Annotated in this window: 16 protein-coding genes, 1 tRNA gene and 1 pseudogene; 10 read left to right on the top strand and 8 right to left on the bottom strand. The window is 64.6% G+C overall.

Annotated features, from left to right (window positions below; genetic code table 11):
* Positions 1-117 precede the first annotated feature (117 nt).
* From FOY51_RS11155 to FOY51_RS28125, 3 genes and pseudogenes are all read left to right on the top strand, one after another.
* Positions 118-819: a response regulator gene (locus FOY51_RS11155; RefSeq protein ID WP_149430298.1), complete on the top strand. Its 702-nt coding sequence runs from the start codon at positions 118-120 to the stop codon at positions 817-819.
* A pseudogene (locus FOY51_RS28130) lies at positions 816-1,814 on the top strand (HAMP domain-containing sensor histidine kinase); the annotation flags it as partial. The gene FOY51_RS11155 and the pseudogene FOY51_RS28130, both read left to right, overlap by 4 nt.
* A gap of 30 nt (positions 1,815-1,844) precedes the next feature.
* Positions 1,845-3,368, top strand: a complete 1,524-nt coding sequence (locus FOY51_RS28125) for a DUF4153 domain-containing protein (protein ID WP_371830440.1) — start codon at positions 1,845-1,847, stop codon at positions 3,366-3,368.
* Positions 3,369-3,433: 65 nt separating this feature from the next.
* On the opposite strand, the gene FOY51_RS11145 is transcribed toward FOY51_RS28125, so the two are convergent.
* The 3 genes from FOY51_RS11145 to FOY51_RS11135 all read right to left on the bottom strand — a co-directional run bounded on the left by FOY51_RS11145 (position 3,434) and on the right by FOY51_RS11135 (position 4,472).
* Positions 3,434-3,505: transfer RNA gene (locus FOY51_RS11145), tRNA-Val, on the bottom strand.
* A 31-nt stretch (positions 3,506-3,536) separates the two neighbouring features.
* Complete coding sequence (locus tag FOY51_RS11140) at positions 3,537-4,001, bottom strand: peroxiredoxin (RefSeq protein ID WP_149430296.1); 465 nt, start codon at positions 3,999-4,001, stop codon at positions 3,537-3,539.
* A gap of 42 nt (positions 4,002-4,043) precedes the next feature.
* Entirely contained in the window at positions 4,044-4,472 is a 429-nt protein-coding gene (locus FOY51_RS11135) for a DUF3052 domain-containing protein (RefSeq protein WP_149430295.1), read from the bottom strand.
* 379 nt (positions 4,473-4,851) lie between these two features.
* Between FOY51_RS11135 and aceE the strand changes: the two genes are divergently transcribed.
* The 6 genes from aceE to FOY51_RS11105 all read left to right on the top strand — a co-directional run bounded on the left by aceE (position 4,852) and on the right by FOY51_RS11105 (position 13,355).
* Positions 4,852-7,656, top strand: a complete 2,805-nt coding sequence (gene aceE / locus FOY51_RS11130) for a pyruvate dehydrogenase (acetyl-transferring), homodimeric type (protein WP_235916272.1) — start codon at positions 4,852-4,854, stop codon at positions 7,654-7,656.
* A gap of 97 nt (positions 7,657-7,753) precedes the next feature.
* The gene (locus tag FOY51_RS11125; protein WP_149430293.1) at positions 7,754-9,073 is read left to right on the top strand and encodes a PucR family transcriptional regulator; all 1,320 of its coding nucleotides are present in this window, start codon (positions 7,754-7,756) and stop codon (positions 9,071-9,073) included.
* A 129-nt stretch (positions 9,074-9,202) separates the two neighbouring features.
* A complete protein-coding gene (locus FOY51_RS11120; protein ID WP_149430292.1) occupies positions 9,203-10,117 on the top strand; it encodes an ACP S-malonyltransferase in 915 nt (304 codons plus the stop codon).
* 130 nt (positions 10,118-10,247) lie between these two features.
* A complete protein-coding gene (acpM, locus tag FOY51_RS11115; RefSeq protein WP_149430291.1) occupies positions 10,248-10,565 on the top strand; it encodes a meromycolate extension acyl carrier protein AcpM in 318 nt (105 codons plus the stop codon).
* A gap of 8 nt (positions 10,566-10,573) precedes the next feature.
* Complete coding sequence (locus FOY51_RS11110) at positions 10,574-11,824, top strand: KasA/KasB family beta-ketoacyl-ACP synthase (RefSeq protein ID WP_149430290.1); 1,251 nt, start codon at positions 10,574-10,576, stop codon at positions 11,822-11,824.
* Between the two features lie 97 nt (positions 11,825-11,921).
* Complete coding sequence (locus FOY51_RS11105) at positions 11,922-13,355, top strand: acyl-CoA carboxylase subunit beta (protein WP_149430289.1); 1,434 nt, start codon at positions 11,922-11,924, stop codon at positions 13,353-13,355.
* Positions 13,356-13,409: 54 nt separating this feature from the next.
* On the opposite strand, the gene FOY51_RS11100 is transcribed toward FOY51_RS11105, so the two are convergent.
* From FOY51_RS11100 to FOY51_RS11090, 3 genes are all read right to left on the bottom strand, one after another.
* Positions 13,410-13,733, bottom strand: coding sequence for a hypothetical protein (locus tag FOY51_RS11100; RefSeq protein WP_149430288.1), 324 nt, complete (start codon positions 13,731-13,733; stop codon positions 13,410-13,412).
* A 36-nt stretch (positions 13,734-13,769) separates the two neighbouring features.
* On the bottom strand, positions 13,770-14,282 hold the full coding sequence (locus FOY51_RS11095; protein ID WP_149430287.1) for a DUF3145 domain-containing protein: 513 nt from the start codon (positions 14,280-14,282) through the stop codon (positions 13,770-13,772).
* 120 nt (positions 14,283-14,402) lie between these two features.
* Positions 14,403-15,215 (bottom strand): serine hydrolase domain-containing protein, encoded by an 813-nt coding sequence (locus tag FOY51_RS11090; RefSeq protein WP_149430286.1) that lies wholly within the window; start codon positions 15,213-15,215, stop codon positions 14,403-14,405.
* 36 nt (positions 15,216-15,251) lie between these two features.
* Between FOY51_RS11090 and FOY51_RS11085 the strand changes: the two genes are divergently transcribed.
* Positions 15,252-15,881 carry a YrzE family protein gene (locus tag FOY51_RS11085; protein WP_149430285.1) on the top strand — a complete coding sequence of 210 codons (630 nt, stop codon included), beginning with the start codon at positions 15,252-15,254 and terminating at the stop codon, positions 15,879-15,881.
* Here the strand turns inward: FOY51_RS11085 and FOY51_RS11080 are convergent.
* Positions 15,878-17,005 carry an NDMA-dependent alcohol dehydrogenase gene (locus FOY51_RS11080; protein ID WP_149430284.1) on the bottom strand — a complete coding sequence of 376 codons (1,128 nt, stop codon included), beginning with the start codon at positions 17,003-17,005 and terminating at the stop codon, positions 15,878-15,880. The two genes, FOY51_RS11085 and FOY51_RS11080, sit on opposite strands and share 4 nt — an antisense overlap.
* 88 nt (positions 17,006-17,093) lie before the next feature.
* Positions 17,094-17,612: a DinB family protein gene (locus FOY51_RS11075; RefSeq protein WP_149430283.1), complete on the bottom strand. Its 519-nt coding sequence runs from the start codon at positions 17,610-17,612 to the stop codon at positions 17,094-17,096.
* Positions 17,613-17,675 lie beyond the last annotated feature (63 nt).

Here is a 17,675-nt window from a genome sequence, read left to right as displayed (position 1 = left end):
TCGACGATCTCCGGACAAGACATGACGGCGCCCGTTCCATCCGGTGCGGGCAGACCTTCACAGGATCTCCACAATTCACGCGCGCGACCTGCAGGACCGCCCACCTAATGTGAGTCCATGACCATTCCGGCGCCTGCTCAGCCGCTGATCCTCGTCGTCGAAGACGACCTCACGATCAATCAAGCTGTCACGGATCGCCTTGTGGCGGAGGGATTCCGCGTCGCCCAAGCATTCGACGGGCCCACCGCCGTCGCGGCTGCCGACGAGCATCGGCCCGACCTCGTCGTACTCGACGTCATGCTCCCGGGCTTCGACGGCCTCGAAGTGTGCCGCCGAATTCAGGCGTCCCGCCCTGTTCCGGTTCTGATGCTCACGGCTCGGACCGACGAGACCGATCTGCTGGTCGGGCTCGGCGTCGGCGCGGACGATTACGTCACCAAACCGTTCCGCATGCGCGAAGTCGTCGCCCGGATTCGTGCGCTCTTGCGTCGCGTCGACCGCGCCAGGTCACTGGCCGACGAGGCCCAGCCACTGCTGACCGTCGACACACTCGCCATCGATCGCAACGCTCGACGGGTCACCGTCGACGGCATCGACGTCCATCTGACACCTCTCGAATTCGATCTCGTTCTCGCACTCGCCGTCGAGCCCGGCACGGTGCGAACCCGCGACGAGCTGATGCGCGAGGTGTGGGGTTGGGCCGACGCCGCGGGCACCCGCACCCTCGACAGCCACGTGAAAGCCGTGCGCGCCAAGATCGGTGGGCAACGGCTCCGGACCGTGCACGGCGTCGGCTACGCCCTTGCGGTCGAGCAGTGAACAGCGATCGACCACTCGACGGTTTCCGGTCGATCAAGGTCAAGCTCGGCATCCTGGTCGCGTTCAGCGTCGTTGCCGCGGCAATCGTGTCCGAGTCCGGTGATCGCGCCGACGTACCGGCATGGTTGACGGTTCCCGTTACCGTCGCTGCCGCGCTCGGCGTCACCCAGTGGCTCGCGCGGGGCATGACGTCGCCGCTGCGCGAAATGACCGCTGCCGCATCGGCGATGGCCACCGGCGACTACTCGCGCCGGGTCCGCACCACATCGAAGGACGAAGTCGGCGAGCTCGCGCGCGCCTTCAACACCATGGCGGCCGATCTCGCGGCGTCCGATCAGCAGCGCCGCCAACTGGTTGCCACCGTCTCGCACGAGCTGCGAACGCCGCTCACCGCTCAGCGGGCCTTGCTGGAGAATCTTGCCGACGGCATCGTCACACCCGACTCGACCGCGCTGCACACTGCTCTCGCGCAAGCGGAACGGCTCAGCGAGCTGGTCGCAGATCTCCTCGACCTGAGTCGGATCGACGGCGGAATCGCGACCCTCGACTACACGTCCGTCGACCTCGCGGAACTGGTCGATCAGGGTGTCGCCGAAGCTCGCTCGGGTGCGGAACTGCGCCGCGTGTCGATCGAATCGGCTGTGGAACAGAACCTTTCGATCGAAGGAGATGCCGGCCGCCTCGCCCAGGTGCTGGCAAACCTGCTGGACAACGCCGTCCGGCACAGCCCCGACGGCGGCCGCGTCGACGTCGATGTTCGGGGCATCGACACCGATCGATGGATACTCGAGGTCCACGATCAGGGCCCTGGAATTCCGCTCGATCGAGCCGATCAGGTCTTCGACCGCTTCGGCACCGCAGACGAGTCCGGGGGCGGAACGGGCCTCGGCCTCGCGATCGCCAGCTGGGTCTGCGAATTGCACGGCGGTTCGATCGCGGTGCTGCCGCCCATGCCCAACGGACCGGGCGCGCGCGTCCGCGCCGTCCTACCGAGACACCCCCGCACCACACCGAAGGAGCCGATCATGACCGTGCCCGCACCCGCTCCCCCGATCCCACCGACACCGGAAGTTGCTCCGGCGGAACAGCAGCCGTTCGTCGACGCCCTGTTCGGGCGGGCGTGGCCGGAGCGTGGCATCACCACCCGCCCAGACCTGCTGCTTGCCTCGGCTGGTATCGGGCTGGTCGCTGCTCTGATACTGCCGTACCAGAAACTCGGTTTGGGCGTGCTGGTCGTGCTGCTGCTGTGCGGCAGCCTGGTGCTCTACGCGTCCGTCCGCAAGCGCGCTCCGTGGACGATGACGTTGGCGGTCGTCGCCATCGCGCTGTCGGCGTTGGTCGTTCTCCGGTCGGCCGAATGGCTCACTGTCATAGCCGTTTTCGTCACCGGGCTGCTCGTCACGTCCGCCCTCACCGATGCGCGCGGCCTGTTGGCCATGTTCGGCGCGGGAGCGTCGTGGGTCGCCGCCGCGGTACGCGGATTGCCGCTACTCGGTCGTACTCTCGGTGCATTGTCGAGGGTGTCGATCCTCTGGCCGGTGGTTCGAACCGTGTCGATCTCGTTGGTGGCGCTGGTGATCTTCGGTGGTCTCTTTGCCTCCGGTGACGCGATCTTCGGATCGTGGGCGAAGGCGCTGGTGCCCGACATCAACGTCGACGGTGTTGTGTTGCGCGCCTTCACAGGCGTTTTCGTGGCGGGAATGGTGCTGACTGCGTGCTACGTGGCGATCAATCCGCCCAACGTCAACCGGATCGCGCTCCCCGCAGGCAAGCGGGTCACCCGACCGTTCGAATGGCTGGTACCGGTCGGGCTGGTCGTGGTCGTGTTCGCGGCCTTCGTCGTCGCGCAGGCGACCGCGATGTGGGGCGGCCACGATTACGTCCAGCGCACAACAGGACTCACCTACGCCGACTACGTACACCAGGGCTTCGGGCAGCTGACTGCCGCGACCTTCCTCGCCCTCGTCACCGTGGCCATCGCAAGCCGCAAGGCGCCCAAGGACACTCCGAGCGAACAGTTCGTCCAACGCGTCGTGTTCGGGTTGCTGTGCATGCTCGCTTTGGTCGTCGTCGCATCGGCGCTGTTTCGGATGAACGTCTATCAGCAGGCCTATGGCTTCACGGTGCTGCGGGTGCTGGTCGACGTTTTCGAGCTGTGGCTGGGCCTGCTGCTGGTGTTCGTCTTGATCGCGCGCATCCGACTGTCCGGGTCCTGGCTGCCGCGCGCCGCACTGCTCTCGGCGGCGGTACTCGCTTTGGGGATCGGCGTGGCCAATCCCGAAGCCTGGGTCGCGCAACGCAATATCGACCGGTTTCACGACACCGGCAAGCTCGACGCGGTGTATCTGAAATCCCTCGGCGACGACGCGACGCCCACGATCATGTCGGGACTCCCGCAGGATCTGGCGAGCTGCATCCTGCGCGGCGACACACCGCGCGGCGACGTACTCGAATGGAATCTCGGTCGCGCCCGCGCTGCAGACGCGCTGAACGGAATCTCAGGCGCGCCGGAAAACTGCGTAGACGTGATGACGCGGCCTGGACACTGAACGATCCGTTGCATCCACTCCCGGTTTCCGGGAGAGATCGCAACGGATCGCGAAGGTCATCGAAGTGGGCGCAGAGGGGTTCGAACCCCCGACCGCTGGTGTGTAAAACCAGAGCTCTACCGCTGAGCTATACGCCCGATGGCGACGACAGACGTCGTCACCGCCGACTCAAGAATCTAGCGCGGCCAGCGCTTTCTCCCAAGCCGCCTGGTCACGGGCCTCTCCGGGCCCGTTCATCTCGGCGAAACGGATGATGCCGTCCTTGTCCACCACGAAGGTGCCGCGGTTGGCGAAACCGTTCTGGTCGTTGAACACCCCGTAGGCCTTGGCTACCTCGCCGTGCGGCCAGAAGTCCGACAGCAACGGGAACGTGTAGCCCTGCTCCGATGCCCACACCTTGTGCGTGGGAGACGGCCCGACCGAGATCGCGAGGACCGCGTGTTCGTCGTTTTCGAACTTCGGCAACCCGTCACGCACCTTGCACAGTTCACCCTGGCAGGTGCCGGTGAAGGCGAGCGGATAGAAGACGATCAGGACGTTCTTCTTGCCCCGATAGTCGGACAAGCTGACTACCTGGTTGTTCTGATCCTTGAGACTGAAGTCGGGAGCGGTGGCGCCCACTTCGAGCGGCATAGTCATCCTTCGGTTGTGGCGGATCGGTAAGTACGAACGGCGTCAGCGTTGCTTGGGAACAGCGCGCGCCTTAGGTTGCACCAACCGACTACCGGTCCACGTGCCGAGGTTGATTGCCGACGTCTGTGTCAGACCGGCTGTGGGCGCCGATTCTGCGATTTCGCTGGGTTCGACATGCCCGGATTGGCCCGTCTTGGGCGTCAGCACCCAGACGAAACCCTCGTCGGCCAATGGGGAAATCGCATCCATCAGTGCGTCGACGAGGTCACCGTCACCGTCGCGCCACCACAGCAGCACAACGTCGATCACCTCGTCCGAGTCTTCATCGAGCAGTTCGTCGCCGATCGTGTCTTCCACGTCTGCGCGCAGGTCGTCGTCTGAGTCTTCGTCCCAACCCAGTTCTTGGACCACCATGCCGTGCGAAATGCCAAGCTTCTGAGCGTAGTTCTGCGCGTCCGCCGCGGCGACCACGGTGGTGTCCTCCTTCAGTCGTGGGATCAGTACCTGAAAGCGAACAGGGTCCGAGCCGTTAGCGCAAGCCGATCCGCCGCATTGGGTCTCGATAAGTTGAGAAAAAGTCTCGGAAACGTACCTTCGGTTCGTTAAACAGACCTACTGGTACGTCACCTGCCCCACCAACTGACCTGCACCGATTCGGCTGACATGATGACCGGACGGACGCGATGCGCAAGGATGGATCGCAGGTCCGAGATATATGAAGCAGGCGGCGTCCCACACCCGGTTCTCGCCGCTGGTCAGTACGCGAACCGCGCGTTCAGCCCGCACCTAGGAGCGAATGTTGTCCGAATCGACCACCACATCCGCAGCGAAGCAAGGCAAGCCGGACACGATGCCTGCCAAACCTGCAGGCTCCAATTCGGATGGGCGGGTGCGCGTCATCCGCGAGGGTGTTGCGTCCTATCTCCCCGACATCGATCCGGACGAAACCAACGAGTGGCTGGAATCGTTCGACGGTCTGCTCGACCGATCCGGCTCGGGCCGCGCACGGTATCTGATGCTGCGGCTTCTTGAACGAGCCGGTGAGAAGCGCGTCTCCATCCCGGCGTTGACGTCGACCGACTACGTCAACACCATCCCGACCGAGAACGAGCCCTGGTTCCCCGGCGACGAAGACCTCGAGCGTCGCTTCCGCGCCTTCATCCGCTGGAACGCCGCGATCATGGTGCATCGCGCACAGCGTCCGGGAGTCGGCGTCGGCGGTCACATCTCGACTTACGCGTCGTCGGCCGCGCTGTACGAGGTCGGCTTCAACCACTTCTTCCGCGGCAAAGACCATCCCGGTGGCGGCGACCAGATCTACATCCAGGGCCACGCCTCCCCCGGTATCTACGCCCGCGCCTTCCTCGAAGGCCGCATCGACGAACATCGGATGGACGGCTTCCGCCAGGAGTACAGCCACGCAGGCGAGGGCGGCGGCATCCCGTCGTACCCACACCCGCGGTTGATGCAGGATTTCTGGGAGTTCCCCACCGTGTCCATGGGCCTCGGCCCGATGAACGCCATCTACCAAGCCCGGTTCAACCACTACCTCCACGACCGCGGCATCAAAGACACCTCAGACCAACACGTCTGGGCCTTCCTCGGCGACGGCGAAATGGACGAACCCGAATCACGCGGCCTGACGCACGTCGCCGCGACCGAGGGCCTCGACAACCTGACCTTCGTCATCAACTGCAACCTGCAACGACTCGACGGACCGGTTCGCGGCAACGGCAAGATCATTCAAGAACTCGAATCGTTCTTCCGCGGCGCCGGGTGGAACGTCATCAAGGTCGTCTGGGGCCGCGAGTGGGACGCCCTGCTCCATGCCGACCGCGACGGCGCGTTGGTCAACCTGATGAACAGCACCCCCGACGGCGACTACCAGACCTACAAGGCCAACGACGGCGCGTTCGTCCGCGACCACTTCTTCGGCCGCGACCCCCGCACCAAAGAACTCGTCAAGGACCTCACCGACGACCAGATCTGGAACTTGAAGCGCGGCGGCCACGACTACCGCAAAGTCCATGCCGCGTACTCGGCTGCGATGGCACACAAGGGGCAGCCGACGGTCATCCTGGCGAAGACCATCAAGGGCTACACGCTCGGCAAGCACTTCGAAGCGCGCAACGCCACGCACCAGATGAAGAAGCTGACGCTGGACGACCTGAAGGATTTCCGCGACATGCAGCGGATCCCCATCACAGATGCGCAGTTGGAGAAGGATCCGTATCTTCCGCCGTACTACCACCCGGGAGCGTCGGCGCCGGAAATCGCGTACATGCTCGACCGCCGCAAGAACCTGGGCGGCTTCCTCCCCGAACGACGCACCACCGCCAAGCCGTTGAAGTTGCCCGGCGACGAGGTCTACAAGTCGGTGCGAAAGGGCTCAGGCAAGCAGGAAGTCGCGACCACCATGGCGTTGGTTCGCGTGATGAAGGAGCTGTTGCGGGACAAGGAGATCGGCAAGCGGATCGTGCCGATCATTCCCGACGAGGCCCGCACCTTCGGCATGGATTCCTGGTTCCCGTCGCTGAAGATCTACAACCGCAACGGCCAGCTCTACACCTCGGTCGACGCCGAGTTGATGCTCGCGTACAAGGAGAGCTCGATTGGGCAGATCCTGCACGAGGGCATCAACGAGGCCGGCTCGACAGCCAGCTTCACGGCGGTCGGATCGTCGTACTCGACGCATGGCGAACCGATGATCCCGCTCTACATTTTCTACTCGATGTTCGGCTTCCAACGCACCGGCGACGGACTGTGGGCGGCAGCCGATCAGATGGCACGTGGCTTCGTCCTCGGTGCCACCGCAGGCCGCACCACGCTGACCGGTGAGGGCCTGCAGCACGCCGACGGGCATTCGCTCTTGCTCGCGTCGACCAACCCGGCGGCAGTGACATACGACCCTGCCTTCTCGTACGAAATCGCGCACATCATCAAGGACGGCCTGCGTCGGATGTACGGCGGCACGATGAACGCAGATGGAACGGCTGCCCCCGGTTTTGGAGGCGAAAATATCTTCTACTACATCACCCTCTACAACCAGCCGTATCAACAGCCGGCGGAGCCGGCCGATCTGGACGTCGAAGGCCTGCTGAAGGGCATCTATCTGTACAAGCCTGCAGCCGAGGGCGACGGTCCGCGGGCCCAGATCCTGGTCTCGGGCGTCACGGTTCCCGACGGCGTGAAGGCGCAGGAACTGCTCGCCGAAGAATGGGGAGTCCGCGCCGACGTGTGGTCGGTGACGTCGTGGAACGAACTGCGCCGCGACGGTATCGAAGCCGAGCGCGCCGCGCTGCGACACCCGGACGACGAACCTCGCGTTCCCTACGTTGCCTCGAAACTCGGCAGTGCCGAAGGCCCGTTCGTCGCGGCGTCCGATTGGAGTCGCGCCGTGTCCGATCAAATCCGTCAGTGGGTACCGGGCGACTACACCACCCTCGGCACCGACGGCTTCGGCTTCTCCGACACCCGCGCAGCAGCCCGACGAGTGTTCAACGTCGACGCGCAGTCCATCGTCGTCGGAGTGCTCAATGCCCTCGCGAAGGACGGCAAGGTCGACAAGGACGCGGCAGTTGCGGCGGCGGAGAAGTATCAGATCGATGATGTGGCGGGTGCCCCCAGCGATGATTCGGACCCTGGCGTGGCGTGAGCATCGCAGCGAGGAACGAGCGGCGTGCTTAGAGAATCGCAGCTGGCTCAGACCCCGTGTGCATCTGAGTCACAGGGAGGCGGCGTAAGTTCCCTTTATGCCGGAAAAGCGACCGCCGCCTCCTCGTAGGGTCGAGCCGTCGACATCGGAACACGAGGTCTACCTCCCGACTGCCACGTTGTCGTCGGCGCGGCAATCGCGCGATCCGCTTCCGGACACTCTGTTGCGCAGGGTCAAGCAGTTCTCCGGCCGACTTTCCACCGATGCGATCTCGTCGATGCAGGATCAGCTGCCGTTCTTCTCCGACCTCGATGCTGACCAGCGGGCCAGCGTGCAGATGTTGGTGCAGACGGCTGTCGTCAACTTTCTCGAGTGGCTGCAGAACCCGGAGAGCGATATTCGGTTCAGCCTGGACGCCTTTCAGGTCATTCCCCAGGATCTGACCCGACGGCTCACGCTGCGGCAGACCGTGGACATGGTGCGCGTCGCGATGGAGTTCTTCGAGCAGTGGCTGCCTGCGCTCGCGCGCAACGAACGACAGCTGGTCGCGTTGACCGAGGCCGTCCTGCGCTATGGGCGCGAGCTCGGTTTCGCCGCCGCCTCCGTCTATGCCAGCGCCGCCGAATCGCGCGGCGCCTGGGACACCCGGCTCGAAGCGTTGGTCGTCGACGCGGTGGTGCGCGGCGACACCGGGTCCGACATGCTCTCGCGCGCCGCGACACTGAACTGGGACGCAACGGCACCCGCCACAGTTCTGGTCGGCACGCCCCGCGAGGACGAAGGAATCTACGTCGTCGGCACGGTCGCACAGAAGCATGGAAGGGCGGCGCTCGCCGTCGTTCAGGGCACTCGCTTGGTCACGGTGGTCAGCGGTGACATGCACGAGACCGCCGCGGGTGCCTTCGTCACCGATCTTCTCGAAGCCTTCTCCGACGGTCCAGTCGTCATCGGTCCGACCGCGGGCACGCTGGGCGCGGCGCACGCCAGCGCGGTCGAGGCGTTGGCAGGAATGGAAGCAGTGACAGGGTGGCGCGGGGCCCCTCGTCCGGTCCACGCGGGTGAGCTCCTTCCGGAGCGGGCACTACTCGGCGACAAAGCAGCGGTGGGCGCGCTCAACGGTCAAGTAGTGCACCCCCTCGCTGCGGCGGGATCAGCACTCTCGGATACTCTCGACGCTTATTTGGACTGCGGTGGCGCAGTAGAGACTTGCGCTCGCCAGCTGTTTGTTCATCCAAATACAGTGCGTTATCGACTGAAGCGAATCGCCGAGATAACGGGCCGTGATCCTTTGGATCCGCGGGACGCTTACGTGCTAAGAGTCGCGGCTACGGTAGGCCGTTTGACACAGAACCGTAACGAATCGCACCACCCAACCCCAACAGAAACATCGGCAACATTCGGGGAAGTCGGAACCTAACCACGGCGGCTTATGTCCCGATCGGGAGCCGGCCACGAACAGTTTTGTTGGATACCCACAAAATGGATTCCAAACCTTCATGGTCAACGACATCTCGGGAATGGCCTCCGACAGTGTTCCCTAGGGGATGTGATTGCGCTCCTTGCCCCGGGACAGGGCTCCCAGACTCCAGGCATGCTCACTCCGTGGTTGGAGTTGCCCGGTGCCGCTGACCGATTGACGTTGTGGTCGAAGGCCAGCGGCCTCGATCTGGTCCGGCTGGGCACCACCGCCACCGCCGACGAGATCACCGACACGTCGGTCACTCAGCCCCTTGTCGTCGCGGCGGCGCTGCTCGCTTTCGACGAAATCGACAAGCGCGGCCTATTCCCCGCTGACGCGATCGTTGCCGGCCACTCCGTCGGCGAACTTGCCGCGGCCGCAATCGCAGGCGTGATCACCGCTGACGAAGCTGTCACCCTCGCCGCCATCCGCGGCGCCGAGATGGCCAAGGCGTGTGCGTTGGAACCGACAGGCATGTCTGCCGTACTCGGTGGCGACGAGGCCGAGGTACTGGCTCGCCTCGAGCAGCTCGAACTGATTCCGGCCAACCGCAATGCCGTCGGGCAGATCGTCGCCGCGGGCAAGCTCGATGCGCTCGCCGAATTGGCAGCCGACCCGCCGGAGAAGGCCCGCGTTCGCGCGCTGCCCGTCGCCGGCGCTTTCCACACCGCCTTCATGGCACCAGCGCAGGATGCGGTCACCGCGGCGGCAGCAAAGATCACGCCCGCCGACCCGACGCACACCCTGCTCTCCAACTTCGACGGCAAGGCCGTCGATTCCGGGTCGGATGCTCTGACTAAGCTTGCCGCGCAGGTCACCCGACCTGTGCGGTGGGACCTGTGTTCCGAATCTCTTCGGAACGCACAGGTCACCGCGGTCGCAGAGCTTCCACCGGCAGGCGCCCTGATCGGGATCGCCAAGCGCGAAATGCGGGGAACGCCCAACGCGGCGTTGAAAACCCCCGATGACATCGCCGGACTGTCCGAGCTCGGTTCTGGATAGCTCCGCGCGCGCAGCCGCAGCTGCGTAGGTACAAGTTCGCCAGATCGGCGAATTTCTTGCGCCAGGCCGGTAACTATCGGCCACCACAGATCGACACATAGATAGACCCAACACAGAAGGGAGCCACGCAGTGGCCACCAGCCAGGAAGAAATCATCGCCGGCATCGCCGAGATCATCGAAGAGGTCACCGGCATCGAGCCGTCCGAGGTGACGCCGGAGAAGTCGTTCGTCGACGACCTCGACATCGACTCGCTGTCTCTGGTGGAGATCGCCGTGCAGATGGAAGACAAGTACGACGTCAAGATCCCGGACGAGGACCTCGCGAGCCTGCGTACCGTCGGCGACGCCGTCAACTACGTCCAGAAGCTCGAAGCAGAAGACTCCGAGACCGCGCAGGCACTCAAGGCGAAGTTCGAAGCCGCCAAGAGCGACGCAAAGGACGAGTGAGCGAAACCGTGACCATTCCTTCCACCAAAAACGGGAACTTCCCCAACATCGTCGTCACTGCCGTTGCCGCGACGACGTCTATCGCGGGTGACGTCGACGCAACGTGGAAGGGCCTCCTGAACGGCGAAAGCGGAATCGATGTCCTCGAGGACGAATTCGTCTCGGAGTACGACCTTCCAGTAAAGATCGGCGGACACCTCAAGGTCACACCGGAAAGCCTGCTCACGCGAGTGGAGCTGCGCCGGTTGTCCTACGTCGAGCGGATGGCCACGGTTCTCGGTCGCGAAGTATGGAAGAACGCGGGTAGCCCGGAGGTCGATCACGACCGCCTTGCTGTCGCGATCGGCACTGGCCTCGGCGGCGCCGATGCCCTCATCCACGCGACCGAGACGCTCAAGTCCGGTGGCTACCGCAAGGTGTCACCACTGGCAGTCCAGATGGTGATGCCGAACGGTCCGTCGGCGGTCGTCGGTCTGGAACTCAAGGCTCGTGCCGGTGTCATCACCCCCGTCTCGGCGTGTTCGTCGGGATCGGAAGGCATCGCCAACGCGTGGCGGATGATCGCCATGGGTGACGCCGACATCGCCGTCACCGGCGGCGTCGAGGGTCATATCGACGCCGTGCCGATTGCCGCATTCACGATGATGCGCGCAATGAGTACACGCAACGACGACCCGAAGGCAGCCTCGCGTCCGTTCGACAAGGACCGCGACGGATTCGTCTTCGGCGAGGCGGGCGCCCTGATGGTCATCGAGACCGAGGAGCACGCCAAGGCGCGCGGTGCAACCATCCTGGCAAGAATCATGGGTGCAGGCATCACCTCCGACGGATTCCACCTGGTGGCACCCGATCCCGAGGGAACGGGCGCCGCACGCGCAATGACACGGGCCCTGCAGACCGCAGGCCTGTCGAAGAGCGACATCTCGCACGTCAACGCCCATGCGACCGCCACACCCATCGGCGACAGCGCAGAAGCGAAAGCGATCACCAGCGCTGTGGGCAACCACGCGTCGGTCTACGCGCCCAAGTCGGCGCTTGGCCACTCGATCGGTGCCGTCGGCGCCCTCGAGTCGGTGCTCACCGTGCTCAGCATCCGGGACGGCATCGTTCCGCCGACGCTGAATCTCGAAAATCAGGATCCGGAGATCGACCTCGATGTGGTCCACGGCGAACCCCGCCAGGGACAGATCGAGTACGCATTGAACAACTCGTTCGGATTCGGTGGGCACAACGTCGCGCTCGCCTTCGGTCGGTACTAACCGGCTTCAGCTAGCTCCGGGCGGGGCGACCACACAAACGGAAACCCCGCCCGGACCACGCCCCTCCACCAGGGGGCACATGCTCGAGGAGGACGCGATGACTATTTTCGCCCCGGCGACCAAGCCAGATGCCGCAACCGATCCACGCGATCCAATGCTGCGACTGCAGCGTTTCTTCGACTCGGGAACCGTCACCACCCTCCACCCCCGCGACAAGTCCGGCATGCTCGCCGCGATCGGCGAAGTGGACGGCGTCCGGACCGTGGCCTACTGCTCCGACGCCACCGTCATGGGCGGCGCCATGGGGGTCGAAGGGTGCAAGCACATCGTGCTCGCCATCGACACCGCGATCGAGCAGTCCCTGCCGATCGTCGGCCTGTGGCACTCCGGCGGCGCTCGACTGGCGGAGGGCGTCGAAGCACTCCACGCCGTCGGCCTCGTCTTCGAAGCGATGGTCCGCGCGTCGGGCCTCGTCCCCCAAATTTCCGTCGTCCTCGGCTTCGCAGCAGGCGGTGCGGCCTACGGCCCCGCCCTCACCGACATCGTGATCATGGCTCCGGAAGGCCGCGTCTTCGTGACCGGTCCCGACGTGGTTCGCAGCGTCACCGGCGAGCAGGTCGACATGGAGTCGCTCGGCGGCCCCGACACTCACTTCAAGAAGTCCGGTGTCGCGCACATCATCGCCGACGACGAGTCCGACGCCATGCACCGCGCGCGCCGACTGGTCTCGATGCTGTCCGAGCAGGGCACATTCGATCTGGTCGCGGCCGCGCACGGCGATACCGACCTGCGGGCGTTGATGCCCGAATCGGCTCGCCGCGCCTACGACGTCAAGCCGATCGTGCACGAGCTGCTCGACAACGTCGACGGCGAGTCGTCCTTCGAAGAGATGCAGGGCGGCTGGGCCCGCAGCATCGTCACCGGACTGGGCCGGATGGGTGGCCGCACGGTCGGCGTGATTGCCAACAATCCGCTGCGGCTCGGCGGCTGCCTCAACTCCGAAAGCGCCGAGAAGGCAGCACGTTTCGTGCGGCTGTGCGACGCGTTCGGTGTCCCGCTGGTCGTCATCGTCGACGTGCCGGGTTACCTCCCTGGCGTCAGCATGGAGTGGGAGGGCGTGGTTCGACGCGGCGCCAAGCTGCTGCACGCATTCGCCGAGGCGAAGGTTCCGCGCGTCACACTGGTCACCCGGAAGATCTACGGCGGCGCGTACATCGCGATGAATGCTCGCGCACTCGGCGCAACGGCCGTCTACGCCTGGCCCGAGGCCGAGGTTGCCGTGATGGGCGCAAAGGCCGCTGTCGGCATCCTGCACAAGCGTGCTCTCGCGGCCGCTCCGGACGACGAGCGCCAGGCCCTGCACGATCGCCTTGCCGCCGAGCACGAGGCCATCGCAGGCGGTGTGAGCCGCGCCGTGGCAATCGGTGTGGTCGACGAAGTTATCGAGCCCGCCAAGACTCGCAGCGTAATCACCGCGGCCCTCGCTGCCGCACCGGCCAGGCGGGGTTCGCACAAGAACATCCCGCTGTAGACGTGTTCGAAGAGAAGACCCTCGAAGCACCAGCTTCGGGGGTCTTTTCGTCTGCTACTCGGCCCTGTTGTCGCTTTCCGGCTCTTTATCGCGGAAGCGCTCTTCCTGATCGGCCTTGAACTCGGCCATGGACTTGTCGGCCTTTTCCTTCTCTTCGTCCGACATCTGATTCACATGCTCTTCGAACGCCGTTCCAGCAACGGTGCCGTCGGTTCCCGGCACCGCAACCGTCTTGCGCGCGCCAGGCGTGTACTGCTCGGAGAGGCCCTCCATGTCCTTCTTGGCCTTTTCGATCATTTCCTCGGTCGGCTCCGGCGCTTCACCGGCATCGGCTTGGTCGGTCAGGTCGGACTGTGGTTGCTCGGCATCGGTACTCACAGCCTTGTGGTGCCCATCACAGGGCGTCGGTAAACCTCAGCCGACCGCGCGGTGCAACCAGGTCACTTCGGCGCCTTCGCCACCGCTGCGGAAGGGCTCCAGTGCGTCGTCCCAAGCCGTTCCCAGCGCAGTGTCCAACTCGGCGGCCAGGGATTCCGATCCGGCAGCCAACATCGTGCGCAACCGCATCTCCCCCACGATCACGTCACCGTTCGCGCTCATGGCGCCACGCCAGAGTCCCAGGCCTGGAACAAAACTGAAGCGTTCCCCGTCCACGCCTTCGCTGGGATCTTCGGTCACCTCGAATCGCAACATCGGCCACGCCCGCAGCGCGTTGGCGATCTTCGCCCCGGTACCCACGGGGCCCACCCAATTGCTTGTGGCGCGCAACAACCCGTCGGTGGCCGGTTGCGCTGTCCATTTGAGATTGGCTCGTGCATCCAGACCCGACGTGAGTGCCCACTCGACATGTGGGCACAACGCGGCAGGCGACGAGTGGATGTAGACAACACCCGACGTCGCGTCCGCGAACTGATTCAAAGCGCGCACCTCAAACACCTCCGGCTTCGACGAGGGACGTCTTCCCCAACGACCTCGGTCAACCGCAGCGGTGCTTAGATCTACCAGTGTGCCTTGTGAGGCCCCTGTTACGCCAGTGTCAGTTGTGTATCAGCTGGTCAGGTTCTTCAGGACGTTGTCGCTCAACGCCGGCCACAACGGTTTCGCCCAGTCTCCGAAGTCTTCGTCGGTGAGGACCACGCACGCTGCCCGGTTGTCCGGATCCGCCCACAGGAACGTGCCGCTCTGCCCGAAATGACCGAAAGTGCGCGCTGAATTCTGCGTTCCACTCCAGTGTGGGCTCTTGTGGTCACGCAGTTCGAACCCGAGCCCCCAGTCGTTCGGCCGTTGAGTGCCGTAGCCGGGCAGAATGCCGTCGAGACCGGGAAACTGCACAGTGGTTGCTGCTGCATGCGTCTCCGGCGAGATCAGGGTTGGGTTGGCCAACTCCGCAGCGAACCGAGCCAAATCCCCCGCCGACGACTGGGCTCCGTGACCCGCTGGACCCGACAACTCCGACGACGCCATACCGAGCGGCTCGAACACCGCCTCGGCGAGATAGTCCGGGAATGCGATGGTTGCCTGGTCGCCGACGAATTCCGCGAGTACCTCGAACCCTGCGCTGGAATAGATTCGCTTCTTTCCGGGATCTGCCTGCACCGTGTGTCTGTCGAATGCGAGCCCCGACGCGTGCGCCAGCAGATGGCGCACCGTCGACCCGGTCGGCCCCGCAGGCTGATCCAGCTCGACCGCCCCCTCCTCGATGGCGACGAGTACGCCATACGCGACGAGAAGCTTGGTCACCGATGCCAACGGGAAGACGCGGTCGGTGTCACCATAGGTCTCCGCCACCCCGGTTTCGGTCACGACGACGGCGGCTGCGTTCGTCACCGGCCACTGGCTGATCTGATCGAGGCTGGGCACGTCGCAACCCTACCGACGCCCGATACCATCAGCGCCATGAACTGGCGGGTGGTGACGTCGCGGCCGTGGCTACTGGGCGGCGTGCTCGGATTCGTATTCCTGTTGGTGATCTATGTGCTGGTTGCGGCCACCGGCGGCATCTCCACCGACGACGGAGGCGTACTGGTCACCATTCTCGCTGTGCTGTTGATCAGCACGCTGGGCGGATTTCTGCCCGGCGCGGCGCTGGGCGGACTGGTCGGCTTCGTCAAGGCCAAAGCGGCACCCCGCGCCGTCCCGCACGACGACGCATGGGCCCTGCTGCAGCAGCGCTGCGAAACGGCCGTGCAACGCTTTCACTCGGTGTCGGCAGATACCGACGATCCGAGTGTGAAGAGCTGGCTCGCCGACGTCGGCGAACGCCTCGACGACGAGTTGGTCGAGTCCCGCAAGCTGACCTCGCTCGGTCGCCGACTGGATCCGACCGCGGGGGCGCATGGCCCCAACGATCGCCAGGTTCAGCCTTTGTGGGATCGCGTCGTCGAAGCGAGCAACGGGTTCGACAACGCCGCAGCCCAGGCCGTCGCGATCAGAGTGTCGCTGGCCGACGACGACGGGCCGGACCTCACCGAGGTGAAGGCCCAGCTCGATGTCCTCTCGCAGCAGTTGCCGCAGTTGCGAAATTAGCGATCTGCGTCGGTGAACTTGATGATGCCGCGAATGTTCTTGCCGTCCAGCATGTCCTGGTAGCCCTGGTTCACTTCTTCGAGCGAGTACGTGCGCGTGATCATGTCGTCCAGATTCAGCTGCCCAGCCTTGTACATCGCGAGCAGGCGCGGAATGTCCTGACGTGAATTGCCGCCGCCGTAGATCGTGCCCTTCACCGTCTTCTGCAGCATCGACAGCAGGAAGCAGTTGAGCTTCACGTCGAAGTCGGTGAGATTGCCCATCGCGGTGACGACCACGGTTCCGGCCTTGGCGGTGAGGATGAGGGCCTCTTCGACCATCTCCCCCTTCATCTCACCGATCGTGATGATGGTCTTCTCCGCCATTCGACCTTCGGTCAGGTTCAGCAGCGGCTCGATTGCGGCCGCCGTGCTTTCGAACGCGTGCGTGGCACCGAACTTCAGGGCCTGCTCACGCTTCCAGGGCACCGGATCGATGGCGACGACTTTGCTCGCACCCGAGATCACGGCACCCTGCAGCGCACTCATGCCGACGCCGCCGATGCCGATGATGACGACGGTGTCGCCCGGCTGTGTGTCGGCGACGTGTGTCGCCGATCCGAATCCGGTCGGAACGCCGCAGCCGACGAGCGCCGCGACCTCGAACGGGATGGTCGGATCGATCTTCACGACCGATGTTTCGTGGACCGTCATGTAGGGCGAGAATGTACCGAGCAGGCACATCGGGATCACGCCTTTACCGCGCGCGTGCACCCGGTGCGTTCCGTCGCTGATGGCCAGGCCGGACAGCAGGCCTGCGCCCAGATCGCACAGGGCCTGGTTGCCGCGCGAACAGGCGTAACACTTGCCGCAGGACGGGATGAACGACAGTACGACGTGATCGCCGACGGCCAGATCGTGCACCTCGGGACCCACCTTGGTGATGACGCCCGAACCCTCGTGACCACCCATCACCGGAAAGGACGGCATCGGCGTCGCGCCGGTGACGATGTGATGGTCGGAGTGGCACATGCCTGCCACCTCGAGCTGAATCTGCACTTCACCGGCAACAGGATCGCCGATCTCGATCTCCTCGACCGACCATTGCTCGCCGAGTCCCCACAGGACCGCGCCCTTTGTTTTCATCGATGTTTCAGCCTTTCGTATGCGTCGGTCACCATGTGATCACAACCACACTACGGCAGAACTGGAACACGTTCTAGAACGAGTTTCCTCAGCCGGACACGTCGAAAAGGTGATGAATCGGGTCGTGCACGAAGTACCGCGCCAGCGATTCGACGGTGAACGACGAACCGTCGCTGCGACGACCCGACCGCGTTCGCAGGTCCGCCGGAACCGCTGCGAACGCATCCGCCAAAGCGTCGGTCGACGACACGAGTTCACGCCCGACCACGGCGGGATCCAGGTCGTTGTACCGACCTTCCACTGCGGTTGCGTCCTGATCCCAGTTCGCGAAGGGCGGGTCGTCCTGCGCCAGCATCAGCGCCAGTCGATCTCGAAAGATGCCGTTGGCGTCGCGTACGTGAGCTGCGTACTCCAGAGCCGACCACGTCGACTCGTCGGGTCGCTCCCGCACATCCGAACGGGCCAGCACCACCGACCACGATTTTGCGTTGTCTCGCAACAGATCTGGAATCGAATCGTAGGCGGTGGTGGACGCGTCGAATCCGCACTCCGCACACGGGCGGTCGAGGACCCAGGTCCAGTTCTTGGTATCCGGCTCGATAGACATTGGCCCAGAATAGATTTCGGCTACGCACCCGGCCACCAAGAACCCGCCACCGGCAGGCGATAT

This window comes from Antrihabitans cavernicola (assembly GCF_008297975.1).
GTDB lineage: Bacteria > Actinomycetota > Actinomycetes > Mycobacteriales > Mycobacteriaceae > Antrihabitans > Antrihabitans cavernicola.
Note: the sequence above shows the minus strand (reverse complement) of the source record. Positions and strands in the feature narration are given on the sequence as shown.

What these genes read in the sequence shown, in the direction of transcription:
- FOY51_RS11155 (WP_149430298.1), top strand. Translation starts at nt 118, where the DNA reads ATGACCATTCCGGCGCCTGCTCAGCCGCTGATCCTCGTCGTCGAAGAC.
- FOY51_RS28125 (WP_371830440.1), top strand. Translation starts at nt 1,845, where the DNA reads ATGACCGTGCCCGCACCCGCTCCCCCGATCCCACCGACACCGGAAGTT.
- FOY51_RS11140 (WP_149430296.1), bottom strand. Translation starts at nt 4,001, where the DNA reads ATGCCGCTCGAAGTGGGCGCCACCGCTCCCGACTTCAGTCTCAAGGAT.
- aceE (WP_235916272.1), top strand. Translation starts at nt 4,852, where the DNA reads ATGCCTGCCAAACCTGCAGGCTCCAATTCGGATGGGCGGGTGCGCGTC.
- FOY51_RS11125 (WP_149430293.1), top strand. Translation starts at nt 7,754, where the DNA reads ATGCCGGAAAAGCGACCGCCGCCTCCTCGTAGGGTCGAGCCGTCGACA.
- FOY51_RS11105 (WP_149430289.1), top strand. Translation starts at nt 11,922, where the DNA reads ATGACTATTTTCGCCCCGGCGACCAAGCCAGATGCCGCAACCGATCCA.
- FOY51_RS11085 (WP_149430285.1), top strand. Translation starts at nt 15,252, where the DNA reads ATGAACTGGCGGGTGGTGACGTCGCGGCCGTGGCTACTGGGCGGCGTG.
- FOY51_RS11080 (WP_149430284.1), bottom strand. Translation starts at nt 17,005, where the DNA reads ATGAAAACAAAGGGCGCGGTCCTGTGGGGACTCGGCGAGCAATGGTCG.
- FOY51_RS11075 (WP_149430283.1), bottom strand. Translation starts at nt 17,612, where the DNA reads ATGTCTATCGAGCCGGATACCAAGAACTGGACCTGGGTCCTCGACCGC.